The 16089-nt window shown below is 67.4% G+C and carries 17 protein-coding genes; 11 read left to right on the forward strand and 6 right to left on the reverse strand.

The features are described from left to right. Positions 1–3: 3 nt before the first annotated feature. Genes HPT29_RS06385 through HPT29_RS06395 form a run of 3 tightly spaced genes read right to left on the reverse strand, consistent with a single transcriptional unit; the run spans position 4 to position 4765 of the window. Positions 4–2808 carry a DUF4159 domain-containing protein gene (locus tag HPT29_RS06385; protein WP_173945968.1) on the reverse strand — a complete coding sequence of 935 codons (2805 nt, stop codon included), beginning with the start codon at positions 2806–2808 and terminating at the stop codon, positions 4–6. Between the two features lie 3 nt (positions 2809–2811). Continuing rightward, positions 2812–3738, reverse strand: a complete 927-nt coding sequence (locus HPT29_RS06390) for a DUF58 domain-containing protein (RefSeq protein ID WP_173945969.1) — start codon at positions 3736–3738, stop codon at positions 2812–2814. Between the two features lie 10 nt (positions 3739–3748). Further along, positions 3749–4765 (reverse strand): AAA family ATPase, encoded by a 1017-nt coding sequence (locus HPT29_RS06395; protein WP_173945970.1) that lies wholly within the window; start codon positions 4763–4765, stop codon positions 3749–3751. Between the two features lie 308 nt (positions 4766–5073). Between HPT29_RS06395 and HPT29_RS06400 the strand changes: the two genes are divergently transcribed. The 4 genes from HPT29_RS06400 to HPT29_RS06415 are packed head-to-tail and all read left to right on the forward strand — an operon-like array spanning position 5074 to position 7809. After that, complete coding sequence (locus HPT29_RS06400; RefSeq protein WP_173945971.1) at positions 5074–5673, forward strand: DUF1285 domain-containing protein; 600 nt, start codon at positions 5074–5076, stop codon at positions 5671–5673. Continuing rightward, the gene (locus HPT29_RS06405) at positions 5673–6311 is read left to right on the forward strand and encodes a CoA pyrophosphatase (RefSeq protein ID WP_173945972.1); all 639 of its coding nucleotides are present in this window, start codon (positions 5673–5675) and stop codon (positions 6309–6311) included. Before HPT29_RS06400 ends, HPT29_RS06405 begins: the two co-directional genes overlap by 1 nt. After that, positions 6308–6565, forward strand: a complete 258-nt coding sequence (locus HPT29_RS06410) for a DUF6111 family protein (protein WP_173945973.1) — start codon at positions 6308–6310, stop codon at positions 6563–6565. Before HPT29_RS06405 ends, HPT29_RS06410 begins: the two co-directional genes overlap by 4 nt. After that, positions 6565–7809, forward strand: coding sequence for a CCA tRNA nucleotidyltransferase (locus tag HPT29_RS06415; protein WP_173945974.1), 1245 nt, complete (start codon positions 6565–6567; stop codon positions 7807–7809). The genes HPT29_RS06410 and HPT29_RS06415 overlap by 1 nt, the downstream gene beginning before the upstream one ends. Before the next feature lie 697 nt (positions 7810–8506). Here HPT29_RS06415 and hemF read toward each other — a convergent pair. Both hemF and HPT29_RS06425 read right to left on the reverse strand, forming a co-directional pair. Then, complete coding sequence (hemF, locus tag HPT29_RS06420) at positions 8507–9403, reverse strand: oxygen-dependent coproporphyrinogen oxidase (protein ID WP_173945704.1); 897 nt, start codon at positions 9401–9403, stop codon at positions 8507–8509. A gap of 12 nt (positions 9404–9415) precedes the next feature. After that, the gene (locus HPT29_RS06425) at positions 9416–9895 is read right to left on the reverse strand and encodes a tRNA (cytidine(34)-2'-O)-methyltransferase (RefSeq protein ID WP_173945705.1); all 480 of its coding nucleotides are present in this window, start codon (positions 9893–9895) and stop codon (positions 9416–9418) included. A 261-nt stretch (positions 9896–10156) separates the two neighbouring features. Here HPT29_RS06425 and petA point away from each other — a divergent pair, with 261 nt between their 5' ends. The 4 genes from petA to HPT29_RS06445 all read left to right on the forward strand — a co-directional run bounded on the left by petA (position 10157) and on the right by HPT29_RS06445 (position 13620). Beyond that, complete coding sequence (gene petA / locus HPT29_RS06430) at positions 10157–10720, forward strand: ubiquinol-cytochrome c reductase iron-sulfur subunit (RefSeq protein WP_173945706.1); 564 nt, start codon at positions 10157–10159, stop codon at positions 10718–10720. Positions 10721–10744: 24 nt separating this feature from the next. Next, on the forward strand, positions 10745–12025 hold the full coding sequence (locus HPT29_RS06435) for a cytochrome b (protein WP_173945707.1): 1281 nt from the start codon (positions 10745–10747) through the stop codon (positions 12023–12025). A 25-nt stretch (positions 12026–12050) separates the two neighbouring features. Further along, the gene (locus HPT29_RS06440; RefSeq protein ID WP_173945708.1) at positions 12051–12935 is read left to right on the forward strand and encodes a cytochrome c1; all 885 of its coding nucleotides are present in this window, start codon (positions 12051–12053) and stop codon (positions 12933–12935) included. A 76-nt stretch (positions 12936–13011) separates the two neighbouring features. After that, the gene (locus tag HPT29_RS06445; protein ID WP_173945709.1) at positions 13012–13620 is read left to right on the forward strand and encodes a 2'-5' RNA ligase family protein; all 609 of its coding nucleotides are present in this window, start codon (positions 13012–13014) and stop codon (positions 13618–13620) included. Here HPT29_RS06445 and HPT29_RS06450 read toward each other — a convergent pair. Next, on the reverse strand, positions 13604–13852 hold the full coding sequence (locus HPT29_RS06450; RefSeq protein WP_173945710.1) for a hypothetical protein: 249 nt from the start codon (positions 13850–13852) through the stop codon (positions 13604–13606). The two genes, HPT29_RS06445 and HPT29_RS06450, sit on opposite strands and share 17 nt — an antisense overlap. A 138-nt stretch (positions 13853–13990) precedes the next feature. Between HPT29_RS06450 and HPT29_RS06455 the strand changes: the two genes are divergently transcribed. From HPT29_RS06455 to HPT29_RS06465, 3 genes are all read left to right on the forward strand, one after another. After that, positions 13991–14866 (forward strand): S-methyl-5'-thioadenosine phosphorylase, encoded by an 876-nt coding sequence (locus tag HPT29_RS06455; RefSeq protein ID WP_173945711.1) that lies wholly within the window; start codon positions 13991–13993, stop codon positions 14864–14866. 76 nt (positions 14867–14942) lie between these two features. Beyond that, positions 14943–15488 carry an adenine phosphoribosyltransferase gene (locus HPT29_RS06460; RefSeq protein WP_173945712.1) on the forward strand — a complete coding sequence of 182 codons (546 nt, stop codon included), beginning with the start codon at positions 14943–14945 and terminating at the stop codon, positions 15486–15488. A 10-nt stretch (positions 15489–15498) separates the two neighbouring features. Beyond that, entirely contained in the window at positions 15499–16077 is a 579-nt protein-coding gene (locus HPT29_RS06465) for an HD domain-containing protein (protein ID WP_173945713.1), read from the forward strand. The last annotated feature ends 12 nt before the right edge of the window (positions 16078–16089 follow it).

Raw genomic sequence — 16089 nt, forward strand, 5'->3', positions numbered from 1 at the left:
CTCTTACTGCCCGAGGCGTTCGAGCAGGGCCGGCACGTGCACCTGGTCGGCCTTGTAGTTGCCGGTCAGCGCGTACATGACGATGTTGACGCCGCTGCGGTACGAGAATTCCCGCTGGCGCTGGTCGCTGCCCACGATCGGGTAGATGAATTCGCCCCTGGCCCCGACCGCCCAGGCGGCCGCGAGATCGTTGGACGTGATGATGATCGGCGAGACGCCGTCGCCGGAGCGGGCCGGGCGGCTCGCCTCGCCTTCGGGCGCGGGCGGCAGGGCCTCGACCCAGGTCTGCCCGGTGGCGTAGCGGCCCGGGAAGGTGTCCAGGATGTAGAAGGTCTTGGTCAGCACGTGGTCGGCGGGCACCGGCTCGAGCTCCGGGATGTCGAGGCTCGCCAGCATCCGGCGCAGATACTGCCCCTCGGCCGTGGGGGCGCCGTCCGGACGGTTGCCGAAGGCGTCGCGGGTGTCGAAGATCACGGTGCCGCCGCCCTTCATGAAGGCATCGAGGCGCCGGATCGCCGCTTCGGACGGCATGGGCCGCGACGCCACGACGGGCCAGTAGATCAGTGGATAGAACGCCACTTCGTCCCGCGAGAGATCGATCCCGATGGGCTCTCCGGGCGACAGGGCGGTCCGCTGACTCAGCACCTGCGTCAGCCCGGTCAGGCCCGCCTTGCTCGTTTCATCGACCTGGGAATCGCCCGTGACCACATAGGCGAGCCGCGTCACGAGGGCGGGGCTGGCGCTCTCCATCGACATGGAGGAGCGGCGCTCCTGCGCGCTCGCGTCCGAGGCCGGGTTGAGGAGAAGGGACGCGCCGAGCACGATGGCGGCCGCGGCGCCGGCCCGGCGCAGACGCGAGGCGACGTTCGACAGATGGCCCCCGAGCCAGAGCGACGCGAGGGTGTCGATCAGCAGGAGCACCAGGGCGAGCATGAAGAGCGGCATGCGCAGATCGATGGTCTGCGCCCCGGCGAGCGGGGCGACCCGGGCGTTGAGGGGAGCGTAGTCGAGAGGCGCGAGACGGTCGCCCTGCAGGAGCGCGTTCACCGCGAGACTCGAATCCACCGGCCCGTAGAAGCCCGGCGGATGCTCTCCGGTCGCGCGCTCGGCGTAGTTGCGCGCCACGGCGCGAGCGTTGGCCGGGGGCGACGTGTAGATGCCGTAGCCGTCGAGGGTCAGTCGTGGGGCCACCGTGTCGTTCTCCGCATTGCGCGCCTCCGCGTTGGCATCGCTCGGCGCCCCCGCGAGCGCCGTGGTCCGGCGCAGCATGTCGACGAAGAGGCCCGACAGGGGCAGGTTCGACCAGGTGGTGTCGGCCGTCACGTGAAAGAGCACGATCATGCCGTCGCCGCGCTTGTCCGCCGTCACGATGGGCGTGCCGTCGACGAGCGACGCCCAGGTCTTCGCCGGCAGGTCGCCGTCCGGTTCCGCGAGGATCTGGCGTCGGATGCCGATCTCCTCCGGCACGGTCAGGCCGAAATAGGGGCTTTCTCGGGTAAAGGGCGCGAAGGTCTTGGGCGTGTCCCAGGACAGGGTGCCGCCGAGGCTGCGCCCGCCCCGGCGCAGGCGCACCGGCACGAGCTCGTCGTTGCCGGCCGCCAGGCGGGAGCCGGCGAAGCGCAGGAGCATCCCGCCCTTCTCGACGAAGGCCGTGACCCGGCCCAGGGTCTCCCGGTCGAGCCCGCCCACATCGGCCAGCACGAGAACGGATACCTGCTCGTCGATGAGCTGGTTCACCGCGTCGGCCACCGCGCCGCGTCCGTTGCGGATCTCCGAATAGGGCGCGAGCGCGCGCTCGATGTAGTAGAGCGGCGAGAGCAGGGGCTGGGCCTGATCGGAGGTGCCGCCGAACACGAGGCCGACACGGCGGCGCTTGCCGCGCTCGTCGAGGAGATGCACGGCGCCGGCCGAGCCTTCGCCGAGGATTTCGATGCGCGCGATGGCGTTGCGGATTTCGGTGGGCAGATCGAACGCGACGTTGGTCTCGGTGGCGTTCGGATCGAAGGAGAAGCGCATGTCCGCAAGCGGCAGGCTCTTCAGGTCGAGGGCGCGCACGGTGCCGGCATCGCGTCCGTTCGGCTCGGGACGCACGAGCCTGACATTGAGCTGGCCGCTGGCATTCTCTGCGCCGGCAACGGCCAGGGCCGGAGCGCGCTCCGCTTTCAGAACGGTGATCCGCTGCCCGTTCGCCATCTTGGCCAAACCGTCGATGAAGCCCTGTCCGTCAACGCCCGCCACCCCGTCGCTGATCCAGACGATGTTGGCCTCGGGCGTGGATTCCATGAAACGCCTGATGGAATCGAGCGCGGCCTGGCGGTCCTGGAGATGCGGCAGGGGCTTGAGGGAGCGCAGTCGTTCCAGGGCGGTGGCCGGGCTCGCCAGCTCGATGGCCGCGGGAGCCTCGGCGGTCGCCACGAGCGCGACCGTGCGCCCGTCGCGGCCTGCCGCCTCGATGCGCTCCGCCGCGAGGTTCATGCGCTCGCGCCAGTCGTGCGCGGCGGCAAAGCCGTTGTCGAGCACGATCAGGAGCGGCGAGCGGTTGTCGTCCTCCGCGAGCGGGTTCCAGATCGGGCCCGCGGCCGCCAGGATCAGGAAGGCGGCGAGCAGCAGCCGCAGCAGAAGGAGCCACCAGGGCGTGCGCGCCGGCATCTCCTGCTCGGGCCGCAGATCCGCGAGAATCTTGAGGGGCGGGAAGTCGACCCGCCGCGGTTGCGGCGGTGTGATGCGCAGGAGCAGCCAGATCGCCGGCAGGGCCGCGAGCGCCGTCAGGACGAGCGGAACCGCGAAGGTGAGGGGGAGGCCCAGCATCGCTCAGCGCCCTCCGGGCCCGGTGCCGCGCGCCGTCGACACGAGCGTCATGATGCGGAGCGCGGCTTCGCTGGCCGGGCGGTCGGTGCGGTGGATGGTCAGTGTCCAGCCGCGGCGGCGGGCCAGTTGCTGAAGCGCTTCCCGGTGCTCCTCGATCCGCAGGCGATAGGCTCGGCCCCAGGAGACCGCATCGCCGATCCGCAGCGACAGCCCGTCCTCGAGATCGTGCAGGACGGCCTGCCCCTGGAACGGAAAGGTCTCCTCGACGGGATCGACGATCATCACGAGATGACCGCGCGCCCCGCGCGACGAGATGCCTTCGACCATGGCGGTGACGTCGTGCAGGGGCGACAGGAAATCGCTGATCAGAACGGCTTCGTGCTGCGGCGCCACGGGAGCCTGCGGGGGCAGGTCCTCCTCCAGGGAAAATCGGTCCGTCACCAACGTCTGGGCCATGGTCTCGGCGATGCGCCGGGTTGCCCGCGGCGGCATGAGGCCGAGCATGCCGACCCGCTCGCCGGCCTCGACGAAGGTATCGGCGAGCGCGAGGCCCAGCACGATGGCGCGCTCGATCTTGGGCGCCTGCGCCAGCTCCGAGACGTAGCCCATGGAGGCGGAGCGGTCGATCCAGAACCAGACGGTCTGGGCGGTCTCCCATTCGCGCTCGCGCACATAGAGGCGGTCGTCGCGGGCCGAGCGGCGCCAGTCGACGCGCTGCGCCGCCTCGCCGGCCACGAAGGGCCGGAACTGCCAGAAGGTTTCGCCGGTGCCGGCGCGCCGGCGGCCGTGGATGCCGTGGGCCAGGTTGGCGGCGACCCGCCGGGACTCGAGCACGAGGTGCGGCATGCGGTCTGCGAGGGAGAGAGCGCTCTCCGTTTCGCGGCGGCCCGGCGAGCGGGCGCTTTCGGGGAGGACCCGGACACGGGCCATGACGGTGTTCCTAGCCTGCCAGCCGCGACGTGAGCCGGCCGACGATGCTCTTGATGGTTTCTCCATCCGCCCGGGCCGAGAAGGTCAGGGCCATGCGGTGCTTGAGCACCGGCTCGGCGAGCGCCACCACGTCGGCGATGGACGGGGCGACCCGGCCCTCGATCAACGCGCGGGCGCGCACCGCCAGCATCAGGGCCTGGCTGGCGCGGGGACCGGGTCCCCAGAGGATCCTGTCGGTCACGCCCTCGATGCCGTTGCCCTCGGGACGCGCCGACCGGACGAGGTCGAGGATCGCCTCGACCACGCTCTCGCCGACCGGCAGGCGGCGGACGAGGCGCTGCGCGTTCATGAGGGCCTCGGCGTTCATGACCGCCTGCGGCTTGTGCTCGTCGGCGCCCGTGGTCTCGATCAGGATGCGCCGCTCGGCCTCGCGCGTCGGATAGCCGACGTCGATCTCGAGCAGGAAGCGGTCGAGCTGGGCTTCAGGCAGGGGATAGGTGCCTTCCTGCTCGATCGGGTTCTGCGTGGCCAGCACATGGAAGGGCTGCGGAAGGTCATGCCGCTCGCCGCCCACGGAGACGTGATGCTCCTGCATGGCCTGGAGCAGGGCCGACTGGGTGCGCGGGCTCGCGCGGTTGATCTCGTCGGCCATCAGGAGCTGCGCGAAGACAGGACCCTTGACGAAGCGGAAGGAGCGGCGCCGGTCGGCGCCCTCGTCGAGGATCTCGGACCCGAGAATGTCGGAGGGCATCAGGTCCGGGGTGAACTGGATGCGGCGGGCGTCGAGCCCGAGCACAGTGCCGAGCGTCTCCACCAGCTTCGTCTTGGCGAGGCCGGGAACGCCCACGAGCAGGCCGTGGCCGCCCGCGAGAAGCGTGATGAGGGTGAGATCGACCACGTCTTCCTGGCCGAAGATGACCGTGTGGATGGCCTCGCGGGCCCGACCGACAGTCTCGAGGGTCGCCTCCGCGTTGCGGATGATCGCGTCGTCCAATGCGGTAGGCGCCTGAGCAATGCTGGCCGTCATGAGGTCACTCTCTCGATCGCAGTTGCCCCCGGTAGGTAGTCTGCCTTCGATCCGCGTCGAGATGCAAGGGTCGTTGCGCCGCAGCAAGGAACGGGATGGAGTGGACGAGACAGCCGGGGGCTCTATGCTCTTAAGCATCGGACCCAAAAGTGGACCCACTTTTGGGATCGGATCCGATGCTTCGTCATTGATGTGTGCATCGTTGATGCGGAAAACCGGGTCCACTTTTCCGCACGATGCACTAAGAAGTAACAATCGGCGGCCATTCGTCGATCCATAAAGTTCAAAATCCTGTTCACGCTTGCGTCATGATCGATCCCTCCGCCTCCGCTCCCGGGAATGCCCTGGCCCGCCTGACAGAGGCTCTGGGCTCCGATGGCACGCGCAAGGGACCACCGCCGGTCGAGCGCTGGAACCCGGCCTATTGCGGCGAGATCGATATGCGCATCGCGGCCGACGGGACGTGGCACTACATGGGCACGCCCATCAACCGCCCCGCTCTCGTGAGGCTGTTCTCGACGGTGCTGCGCAAGGATCCGGAGCGCTACGTGCTCGTCACGCCGGTCGAACGGGTCGGCATCACCGTTGAAGATGCGCCGTTCCTCGCCGTCGAGATGGCCGTGGACGGCGATGGGGAAAGCCGCCAGATCGCATTCCGGACCAATGTGGACGATCTCGTGCAGGTCGGGCCCGAGCATCCCCTGCGCTTCGAGCAGGACGCCAACGGCGGAGTCAAACCTTACGTGAAGATCCGAGGGGATCTGTGGGCGCGGGTGACGCGCTCCCTGGCGCTGGATCTGGTCGCCATGGGCGAAGAACGGGATGTGGCGGACGTTGCCACCTTCGGTGTCATGGCCAATGGCATGTTCTTCCCCATCGCTCCCCTCAGCGCTCTGGATGCCTCCTGATGCGGCTTGCTCCCCACGACGCGCCGGACTTCCTGACGCTGGCGGCCGAGCGCCTGCGGGCCGAGCCGCCGCATCCCGAGGAGGCGCTCGCCAATCCGCGCGGCGACCACAGCCTCGACAACGTGCCCCTGGCCCACCCCCTGACCCCGAAGCCTGCCGCGGTCCTCGTCCCGGTCGTCATGCGCGCGGAGCCGATGCTCCTCCTGACCGAGCGCTCGGCGCAGCTGCGGCAGCATTCCGGGCAGATCGCCTTTCCGGGCGGGCGGGTCGACCCCGAGGACGCGTCGGTCCTTGCGGCGGCCTGCCGCGAGGCCATGGAGGAGATCGGCCTCGACAGCCGCTTCATCAGCCCGCTCGGCTACCTGGACGCCTACCTGTCCACCACCAACTATCTCGTCATGCCCGTGGTGGCGCGGGTCTCCCCCTCCTACAGCCTCAACCTCAATCACGACGAGGTGGCCGATACCTTCGAGGTGCCGCTCGGCTTCCTCATGGATCCCGCCCGCCACGAGCTCCATTCCCGCGAATGGAAGGGGAGGGTGCGGCGCTACTATGCAATGCCCTACGAGGGACGCTACATCTGGGGCGTGACGGCGGGCATCATCCGCAATCTGTATGAGAGGCTCTACGGTTCATGACGCGGGCGGTTGTCCAGGGCTTGGTTCTGTTCCTCCTGCCCTTCGTTCTCTTCGGCGTCTACCTCGTCGTCCGCCGCCGCAATCCGCTCATCTGGTCGCACTGGAGCGACCAGTCTCTCTGGCTCGCCATCGCGGGCTTGAGCTTCGTGATCGCCTCGCTGGTTGCGACCGGCCTGCTGGCCGAACGCGAGACGGGCACCTATGTGCCGACCCACGTCGAGAACGGACGGGTCGTCCCAGGACATTTCGAGTGATGGAAACCCTCGATCGACAGGCCTTGCTGAGCCTTCTTAAGCGCCCACCCCTGCGCCGTCTCCTGGAAGTCTTTAATGACGGCACCGAGGAGACCCGCATCGTCGGCGGGGCCGTGCGCAATGCCCTTCTCGGGCGGCCCGTGACGGAAGTGGACTGCGCCACGACCATGCTGCCCGAAGCCATCGTCGAGCGCGCGAAGGATGCCGGGTTCAAAGCGGTGCCGACCGGGATCGAGCACGGCACGATCACCGTGATCGTCGCCGGCGAGCCTTACGAGATCACGACTCTGCGCGAGGATGTGGAAACCGACGGGCGCCACGCGGTCGTGCATTTCGGACGCGATTTCGTGCTCGATGCCAGGCGCCGCGACTTCACCATCAACGCGCTCTCGCTCGGCCTCGACGGGCGGCTCCACGACTACACGGACGGCGTGTCCGATCTGGCGGCCCGGCGGGTCCGGTTCATCGGCGATCCCCACACCCGCATCCGCGAGGATTATCTGAGGATCATGCGCTTCTTCCGCTTCCACGCGGAATACGCGCAGGCCGATCCGGACCCAGAGGGGCTCGCGGCCGCGGGTGCCGAGCGGCAGGGCCTGGACATCCTCTCCAAGGAGCGGATCCGGCACGAACTGCTCAAGCTCCTGGTCGCCCGGCGGGCGCAGGACACGATCGGCGTCCTGGCGGAGCACGGCTTCCTCCCGTGGCTCCTGGGCGGCGCCGCCGAGTTCGGCCGCTTCAGCCGGGTGGCGGCCTCCGACGCGGCGAACCCCGTCCCGGTCTGGCGCCTGGCCGCGCTCGCGGTGATGGTCGAAGAGGATTCCGACCGCCTGCGGGAGCGCCTGCGTCTCTCCAACGACGAGCACCGGAAGCTCGTCGCCTATGCGCGGCTTCTGAGCCTTGTGAAGACCTGGGCCCTGCCCCTGGACGCGGCTTCCATCCGCCGCCTGGCGGCGGATCACGATGTCGCGGCCCTCGACACCGTCCTGACGGCGACCGCCGGCGAGCCGTTCCCGATCGTGCATCCTGGCGGCCGCGAGGCACTGGAACGCTACCGCACCGGGGCGGAACCCGTGCCGGTCTTCCCCTTGCGGGGGGGCGACCTCGTGGATGGCGGCATCCCGAAAGGGCCGAGGATCGGTGAACTGCTCGCGCAGGCCCGCCAAGCCTGGCTGGCGGAAGGCTGCCGGACCGACGAGGTCTACGCGAAGGATCTGCTCAGGCGGGTGCTGGAGCAGGCCTAGAACGGTTCCCGTCCACCCACCGCGTCGTGGCCACCCTCCGTCCGTCCTGACACCCTCCCCGTCATGGCCGGGCCTGTCCCGGCCATCCCGATTGGAAGAGCAGAGCGCCTTACGGGTCGGGATCACCGGCCCAAGGCCGGTGATGCCGTGGCAGGGTCTGCGCAACGATGTGTTCTCACTTTGTTCTTGACAGCAGGTGCAAGCTAAGCTATATCATGGCGCAGATCGGTTCCTGCGAGGGGCGCGCTCGCGAGGCGTCGCAAGTGTGGGAGCCGGCACGGTCCTGCGACAGGCTTCGCACCCCTGGGCGCGCAGGAGGCCGACCTTGGGCTCCGTCCAGCTGGTCCGCCTGAAAAGAACCGTGCGCGACGAGCAGCTTGGCTCTCGCTTATCACCTCAGACATCGAGCCAGGCTGCCACTCGCGCCACCCTCGATCATCCTGCAGGCTCGCAGCGCAAGCTGCGGGCCCACAGGTGCTGCTCTTTGACAGCGCACAGATCACGAACCCGCACCGCAGCGTGACGCTCCCCCGTCCCGCCACCCTCCGCCCGTCATGGCCGGCCTTGTGCCGGCCATCCCGATCGGAAAAGCGCCTCACCTCAAACAAGCGGGATCATCGCCACGAGGCCGGCGATGACGGAGGATGCCGTGAGGGCGTCGATGTCGAACAACCGTGCTTTTCCGCGGTGGCTGGCGTCACGGCCACCGCACCGTCGGCGGCATGGACGAGAGGATCGACGCGATGTTGCCGCCGGTCCTCAGCCCGAAGATCGTGCCGCGATCGTAGAGCAGGTTGAACTCCACGTAGCGCCCGCGCCGCACCTGCTGCTCGACCCGGTCCTCCTCCGTCCAGGGCTGCGTGACGTTGCGCCGGACGATCTCGGGATAGACCTTGAGGAAGGCCTCGCCCACGTGCCGGGTGAAGGCGAAGTCCTCGTCCGGATCCCCGGTCCAGTGGTAGTCGTAGAAGATGCCCCCGACCCCGCGCGGCTCGTTGCGGTGCTTGAGATGGAAGTACTCGTCGCACCAGGTCTTGTACTTCTCGTAGGAGCCGTCGGGCGCATGGGTGCGGCAGGCCTTCTCCAGGGCCGCATGGAACGCGACGGTATCCGGATCGTCCTGAGTCCGACGCCGGTCGAGCACGGGCGTGAGGTCGGCCCCGCCGCCGAACCAGGGCTTGGTGGTCACCACGAAGCGGGTGTTCATGTGCACCGTTGGAACGTTCGGGTTCCAGGGATGCGCGATGAGCGAGATGCCGGCAGCCCAGAAGCGCGGATCCTGGTCGGAGCCCGGGATCTGGCCGCGGAACTCCGGCGCGAACTCGCCATGCACGGTCGAGACATGCACGCCCACCTTCTCGAAGACGCGGCCACGCATCATGGACATGACGCCCCCGCCGCCGGGGGCGCCGCCGTGATCCTTGCGCTCCCAGGGCGTGCGTTCGAACCGTCCTGGCTCGGTGGCCTCGGGGGGCAGGGGAGCCGCGACCTCGTCCTCGAGCGCCTCGAACGCGGCGCAGATGCGGTCGCGCAGCAGGGCGAACCAGATGGGAGCCTCTGCCTGCAGGCGTTCGACGGCTGTCGTATCGATCATGGTGGTGTCGCTTCAGGTTTCGGAAGGAGCCGGATGGGGAACCGCGTTGGTCTGCCGCAGGGCCTCGCCGAGGATCATGGCGGCCGTAACGGCGACGTTCAGGGAGCGAAGGCCGGGCTGCATCGGGACGACGACCCGGGCGTCGGCCGCCCGATGGACCTCCTCCGGCACGCCGGCGGATTCCCGTCCGACCAGGACGATGTCGTCCGGCCGGTAGGCGAAATCCGTGTAAGCGACCGCGCCTTTCGTGGTCGTCAGGATCAGCCGGCCCTTGCTCTCCTGCCGCCAGGCTTCGAAGGCACGCCACGAGATGTGCCGGGTGACCGTCACATGGGTGAGATAATCCATGCCCGAGCGGCGCAGGTTGCGGTCGGAGACGTCGAAGGCCGCAGGTTCGATGATCTCCACCGGCACGCCGAGACAGGCGGCCAGGCGCAGCATGGTCCCGGTGTTCTGTGGAATGTCGGGCTGGAAAATGGCGAGACGGGGCATGGGCCCGTCATCGGAGGAACGGGCTTCGCCGTCAAGGGAGCCGCAGGGCCATTCGCCCCGGCGGCATTTGCGCCACAAGCTGGAACAACTCCAATCCGGCTATGGACAGGCGGGCTTGGCCGTGCCAAAGAGCCACCGCGCGGCGACTCCCAGTCGCATTGCGCGCGCGTCGCCGCGCATGCTTGTTCCATTTTGGACCTCGTGTGCCAAATGCCTTGGTTCCCAAGGGATTGCCGATGCGCGGTTCTCGTTTTTTGATCAATGCTGGAGAGCCAAGTGGCCGAGACCACCACTCATGTCGCTGAGCCGACACGGCGCGATTTCCTCTACATCGCCACGGGCGCAGCTGCCGTCGTCGGCGGAGCCACCCTGGTATGGCCCTTCGTCCAGTCCCTGGCGCCCGACGCGGCGACGGTGGCGGCCGGCGCCCCCGTCGAGGTGGACCTGACCCCCATCGCCGAAGGGCAGATCGTCAAGGTTTTCTGGCGCGGCAAGCTGATCTTCATCCGTCACCGCACGGCCGAGGAGATCAAGGCCGCCGAGGACGTGAACGTGGCCTCCCTGCGCGATCCGCAGCCGGACTCGGCCCGCGTGAAGGAAGGCCATGCCCAGTGGCTCATCGTTTACGGCAACTGCACCCATCTGGGCTGCGTGCCGCTGGGCCAGCAGGGCGAGTATCACGGCTGGTTCTGCCCGTGCCACGGCTCGATCTTCGACACCTCCGGCCGCGTCCGCGGCGGCCCGGCGCCGATCAACCTGCCGATCCCGCCCTATACCTTCGCGTCCGACACCAAGATCGTGATCGGCCAAGAGGCCACGGCGTAACCTAAGCGACGATCAGGCGATATCATGAGCGACCATCCCACAACTTACGTTCCCAAGAGCGCCTTCGGTAAGTGGTTCGAGAGCCGCTTGCCCATCGCGGGCCTCATCCACTCGTCCTTCATCGCGTTCCCGGTTCCGCGGAACCTGACCTATTTCTGGACCTTCGGCGCCATCCTGGTGTTCATGCTCGTCGCGCAGATCGTGACCGGCGTGTTCCTGGCGATGTACTACACGCCGAACGCGGGTATGGCCTTCCAGTCCGTCGAGCACATCATGCGCGACGTGAACTACGGCTGGCTGATCCGCTACCTGCACGCCAACGGCGCGTCGATGTTCTTCGTCGCCGTCTACGTTCACATCTTTCGGAACTTCTACTACGGCTCCTATAAGGCGCCGCGCGAGGTTCTCTACATCCTCGGCGTGATCATCTTCCTCCTGATGATGGCCACCGCGTTCATGGGCTACGTGCTCCCCTGGGGCCAGATGAGCTTCTGGGGCGCCACCGTGATCACGAACCTCTTCTCGGCGATCCCGCTCGTCGGCGAGACTATCGTGAGCTACCTCTGGGGCGGCTACTCGGTGGGCAACCCGACCCTGAACCGCTTCTTCTCCCTGCACTACCTGCTGCCCTTCATGATCGCGGGCGTCGTGATCCTGCACATCTGGGCGCTGCACGTGCCGGGCCAGAACAACCCGACCGGCATCCCGATCAAGTCGGGCAAGGACGCGGTTCCGTTCACCCCCTATGCGACGATCAAGGACGTCTTCGCGGTCGTCGTGTTCATGATCTTCTTCGCCTACTGGGTGTTCTACATGCCCAACTATCTGGGCCATGCGGACAACTACATCCCGGCGAACCCGGCCGTGACGCCCGCGCACATCGTTCCCGAATGGTACTTCCTGCCGTTCTACGCGATCCTGCGCGCCATCCCGGACAAGCTCGGCGGCGTCATCGCCATGGGCTCGGCCATCGTGATCTGGGTGTTCATGCCCTGGCTCGACACCTCGAAGGTGCGCTCCACGGCCTACCGCCCGCTCTACAAGCAGTTCTTCTGGATCTTCGTGATCGTGTGCTTCCTGCTCGGCTGGCTGGGTTCCCGCCCGGCTGAGGGCTGGTACGTGATCGCCTCCCAGATCTGCACCGCCTACTACTTCGCCCACTTCCTCATCATTCTGCCGGTGCTCGGCTTCGTCGAGCGTCCGCTGCCGCTGCCGAATTCGATCCTCGAATCCGTCATGGGCGTGCAGAAGGGCGGGGCTGGGATTCCGGCCGGCGCCAATGCCGAGCCGCATTCCAAGGGCTGATGCGAGAGTCGAGGAAACACAAACAATGATGAAGCGTACTCTTCTCATCGCAGCCGCCGTTCTCGGCTTGTCCGCTCCGGCCTTCGCTGCTGGCGAGACCCCGGTCCCGCCGCAGCTCAAGTGGAGCTTCCAGGGGCCGTTCGGCAAGTTCGACCGGGCCCAGCTCCAGCGCGGCTTCAAGGTCTACCGGGAGGTCTGCGCCTCCTGCCATTCCTTGAACTACGTGGCGTTCCGCAATCTGCATCAGCCCGGCGGTCCGGAATTCTCCGAGGCCCAGGTCCGTGCACTCGCGGCGGAGTACAAGGTCCAGGACGGTCCGAACGAAGCCGGCGACATGTTCGAGCGTCCGGGCCGTCCGGCCGACCACTTCCCGGCTCCGTTCCCGAACGAGAACGCCGCGGCTTCCGCCAACGGCGGCAAGGCTCCTCCGGACCTGTCCCTGATGCCCAAGGCCCGCACCTACGAGCGCGGCTTCCCCTGGTTCATCACCGACGTGTTCCGGCAGTACTCGGAAAACGGCGCGGATTACCTCGTGGCGCTGCTCAACGGCTACGAGGAGCCGCCGCAGGGCTTCACGGTTCCTCAGGGTGGTCACTACAACCACTACTATCCGGGCCACGTGATCGCGATGCCGAAGCCGCTCAGCGACGGCCAGGTCGAGTATCCGAAGAACGAGGCCGGCCAACCTCAGGTCCCGGAAACCGTCGATCAATACGCTCGCGACGTGACGGCCTTCCTTACCTGGACGGCTGAACCGCACCTCGAGGCCCGCAAGCGCCTCGGCTTCCAGGTCATCCTGTTCCTGCTCGTCCTGTCCGGTCTGCTCTACTTCACCAAGAAGAAGGTCTGGGCCCGGGTGGGCGGCGAGGTCGAAGGGCACGCGACGCCTCCGATGACCCACAATCCCTAAGGATCAAGGCCCCGTCTTCCGGGGCCTTTTTCTTTTCGAGGTGACCTCGACCGGAGAGGCGTCCAGGCCGACCATCATGCTGCAGACCATCGCCGACGACATCTGGGGCAAGGATTGCCTCGCCTATCATGTGCAGCCCAGCCTGGAGCCTGAAACCCGGGCGGCCTTCGAGACAGTGCAGCAGGCCTTCGCCGGGCTCTGGCCGGGCCCCCTGCATGCGGGGCCCAAGCACGGGCTGCATGTCACCATCTATCCGCTCGTGACCGTCAAGGGCGGCTTCGACAAGGAGGCCTACTGGCAGAGCATCGCCCGGCAGAGCGAGAGCCTTCTGAAGGAGCTCTGCACGGGTCATCAGACCTTGGAGCTGCGCTTTTCCCGCCTCAAGGTGACGGACACGGCCATCATCGCGACGGCCACCGACGAGACAGGCCTCATCCAAGCCATCCGGGACAGGATCGTGCGCGAAATCCCTCCACCGCCGGGGGCAAGCCCGATCATCTACGACCTGATCCACTCCACGCTTGCACGCTACCGGACGAGCACCGCCATCCCGGACGAGGTGGTGGCACGCGTCGAAAGCCTGCCCGTCTCGATCACGGCGCCCGTCACGCGGATCAGGCTCGTTCGCGAGACGCTCTTTCCCTGCCTCGAAACGGACGAGATCGCGTCTATTCCCCTGCGGTGAGACGAGGCTCCGAGGATGGTTCGGACGCCGCCAAGGTGACGGCCTGGGGCGTCGGGCCCGCTTGCGCGACGGGATCGTAGGGATAGATGCGCTGGCTCCGGAGGAGGATGAGCGATTGCGCGATCAGCAACTCGCTATAGCGGATCTGCTCGCGGGTCAGGGCCGCGAGGATATGAGACTGGCCGATCGCCGCGGAGCAGCGTCGGGTGGCGTTGCCGGTCTTGTCGTTCATCAGGAAAGCATAATGTCCCGGTCGCCGCCCGCATTCACCTAGATGAATCGCGTGATCCCGATGCGGGACTTGGGACCCGGCCCGCACTCGTCTATGAAGCGGAACGGGCGGAAAGCCCAGGAACGGTGAGGGCGCGCGATGGCGAAGGCGGTTTTAGGCATCATCGGCGGGTCGGGGGTCTACGATCTGCCCGGGCTCGAGGACATGCGCGAAGAGCGCATCCGGTCGCCCTGGGGCGAACCCTCGGACGTGCCGCGCATCGGACGCATCGGCACGACCGAAATCGTCTTCCTGCCGCGCCATGGGCGCGGGCACCGCCTGTCCCCGTCCGACATCAACTACCGGGCTAATATCGACGTCATGAAGCGCGCCGGGGTCACGGACCTGATCTCCGTCTCGGCCTGCGGTTCGTTCAAGGACGAGTTCTATCCAGGCTTCTTCGTCCTGGTGGACCAGTACGTGGACCGCACCCACCGCCGCGAAAGCTCGTTCTTCGGCCGGGGCTGCGTCGCCCATGTGCCCATGGCCCATCCGGTCGGCCCCCTGCTGCGCCAGCACATCGCCGATGCCGCGGTGGCCGAGAAAATCCCGTTCACCCTCGGAGGCACGCTGGTGTGCATCGAGGGGCCGCAATTCTCCACCTACGCCGAGTCCATGACCTACAAGAAGCTCGGCTACGACGTGATCGGCATGACGGCCATGCCGGAGGCCAAGCTCGCCCGCGAGGCCGAGATCACCTACGCGACCATCGCGATGGTGACCGATTTCGATTGCTGGCATCCCGAGCACGACAACGTAGACGTGGCCTCCGTGGTCGCGGTCGCCCACCAGAACGCCACGAAGGTGGCCCGACTGATTGCCCGCATCGCCCGCGACTTCCCGACCGAGCATGAGCCGTGCCCGGTGGGCTCCGACCGGGCCCTCGACGGCGCCATCATGACGGCCCCTTCAGCCCGCGACCCGGATCTTCTGAAAAAGTTGGATGCGGTGGCCGGGCGGGTGCTAAACCCTTGAGCGCGCGATCGCCGGATTCCTTCGGGAATGCTGCCGGCGAACCCACCCTTTTCGATACTCAGGCAGGCTTGACCTCATGGACCAGCGTCTCATCACCGACCTGAAGGCCGCAATCCGCTCGATCCCGGACTACCCGAAGCCCGGCATCGTGTTCCGGGACATCACGACCCTTCTGGGTGACGCCCGGGCCTTCCGTCGCTCCGTGGACGAGCTCGTCCATCCGTTCGCGGGCGGACGGGTCGACAAGGTCGCGGGCATCGAGGCGCGGGGCTTCATTCTCGGCGGCGCCATCGCGCATCAGCTCTCCTCGGGCTTCGTCCCAATCCGCAAGAAGGGCAAGCTGCCCCACGAGACGGTGCGCATCGCCTATTCGCTCGAATACGGCGTCGACGAGATGGAGATCCACACGGACGCCATCGGCCAGGGCGAGCGGGTGATCCTCGTCGACGACCTCATCGCCACGGGCGGCACGGCCGTCGCAGCGTCCCAGCTTCTGCGCCAGATGGGCGCCAACATCGTGGCGGCATGCTTCATCATCGACCTGCCGGATCTCGGCGGCGCCGCGAAGCTGCGGGACCTCGGGGTCGAGGTGCGAAGCCTCGTGAGCTTCGAGGGGCATTGAGGAATCATCGATGGCGAACGAGCGCCTCCTGGGAGCGCTGGACTTCCTGCGGGAGGCGGAGCGGCTCAAGAGCACCCTGCGCAGCGGCTTCACGTCCACGGGCCGGTCCGAGAGCACGGCCGAGCATACCTGGCGCCTGTGCCTCATGGCGCTGGTGTTCTCGGACGAGTTCGGGGACATCGACCCTTTGCGCCTCATCAAGCTCTGCATCGTCCATGATCTCGGCGAGGCCCTAAGCGGAGACATCCCCGCCGTTCTTCAGACGGAAAGGTTCGACAAGTCCGCTCAGGAAAGGGCTGACCTCAAGGAGCTGACCAGAGCCCTTCATCCCGCGAAGCAGGCCGAGATCCTGGCCCTGTGGGAGGAATACGAGGCGGCTTCGTCGCCCGAGGCCGTTCTCGCCAAAGGACTCGATAAGCTGGAGACGATTCTCCAGCACAACCAGGGCCGAAACCCTGTTGATTTCGACTACGCGTTCAACCTCGATTATGGGCGCAAGCATACATCCGCTCACCCGATTCTGGCCGAGATCCGTGTTCTGCTCGACGAGGAGACGCGAGTGCGGGCCGGAGGCTCGAAGACCCGCTAGCGCATCGTGCGG

This window comes from Microvirga terrae (genome assembly GCF_013307435.2).
In the GTDB taxonomy this organism is placed as follows: Bacteria; Pseudomonadota; Alphaproteobacteria; order Rhizobiales; family Beijerinckiaceae; genus Microvirga; species Microvirga terrae.

Excerpts from the sequence above, each read along its gene's own strand:
- HPT29_RS06390 (WP_173945969.1), bottom strand. The coding sequence starts at position 3,738 with ATGGCCCGTGTCCGGGTCCTCCCCGAAAGCGCCCGCTCGCCGGGCCGC.
- HPT29_RS06385 (WP_173945968.1), bottom strand. The coding sequence starts at position 2,808 with ATGCTGGGCCTCCCCCTCACCTTCGCGGTTCCGCTCGTCCTGACGGCG.
- HPT29_RS06440 (WP_173945708.1), top strand. The coding sequence starts at position 12,051 with ATGATGAAGCGTACTCTTCTCATCGCAGCCGCCGTTCTCGGCTTGTCC.
- HPT29_RS06460 (WP_173945712.1), top strand. The coding sequence starts at position 14,943 with ATGGACCAGCGTCTCATCACCGACCTGAAGGCCGCAATCCGCTCGATC.
- HPT29_RS06425 (WP_173945705.1), bottom strand. The coding sequence starts at position 9,895 with ATGCCCCGTCTCGCCATTTTCCAGCCCGACATTCCACAGAACACCGGG.
- HPT29_RS06410 (WP_173945973.1), top strand. The coding sequence starts at position 6,308 with ATGACGCGGGCGGTTGTCCAGGGCTTGGTTCTGTTCCTCCTGCCCTTC.
- HPT29_RS06465 (WP_173945713.1), top strand. The coding sequence starts at position 15,499 with ATGGCGAACGAGCGCCTCCTGGGAGCGCTGGACTTCCTGCGGGAGGCG.
- HPT29_RS06400 (WP_173945971.1), top strand. The coding sequence starts at position 5,074 with ATGATCGATCCCTCCGCCTCCGCTCCCGGGAATGCCCTGGCCCGCCTG.
- HPT29_RS06395 (WP_173945970.1), bottom strand. The coding sequence starts at position 4,765 with ATGACGGCCAGCATTGCTCAGGCGCCTACCGCATTGGACGACGCGATC.
- HPT29_RS06445 (WP_173945709.1), top strand. The coding sequence starts at position 13,012 with ATGCTGCAGACCATCGCCGACGACATCTGGGGCAAGGATTGCCTCGCC.
- HPT29_RS06415 (WP_173945974.1), top strand. The coding sequence starts at position 6,565 with ATGGAAACCCTCGATCGACAGGCCTTGCTGAGCCTTCTTAAGCGCCCA.
- HPT29_RS06435 (WP_173945707.1), top strand. The coding sequence starts at position 10,745 with ATGAGCGACCATCCCACAACTTACGTTCCCAAGAGCGCCTTCGGTAAG.
- petA (WP_173945706.1), top strand. The coding sequence starts at position 10,157 with ATGCTGGAGAGCCAAGTGGCCGAGACCACCACTCATGTCGCTGAGCCG.
- HPT29_RS06455 (WP_173945711.1), top strand. The coding sequence starts at position 13,991 with ATGGCGAAGGCGGTTTTAGGCATCATCGGCGGGTCGGGGGTCTACGAT.
- HPT29_RS06450 (WP_173945710.1), bottom strand. The coding sequence starts at position 13,852 with ATGAACGACAAGACCGGCAACGCCACCCGACGCTGCTCCGCGGCGATC.
- hemF (WP_173945704.1), bottom strand. The coding sequence starts at position 9,403 with ATGATCGATACGACAGCCGTCGAACGCCTGCAGGCAGAGGCTCCCATC.
- HPT29_RS06405 (WP_173945972.1), top strand. The coding sequence starts at position 5,673 with ATGCGGCTTGCTCCCCACGACGCGCCGGACTTCCTGACGCTGGCGGCC.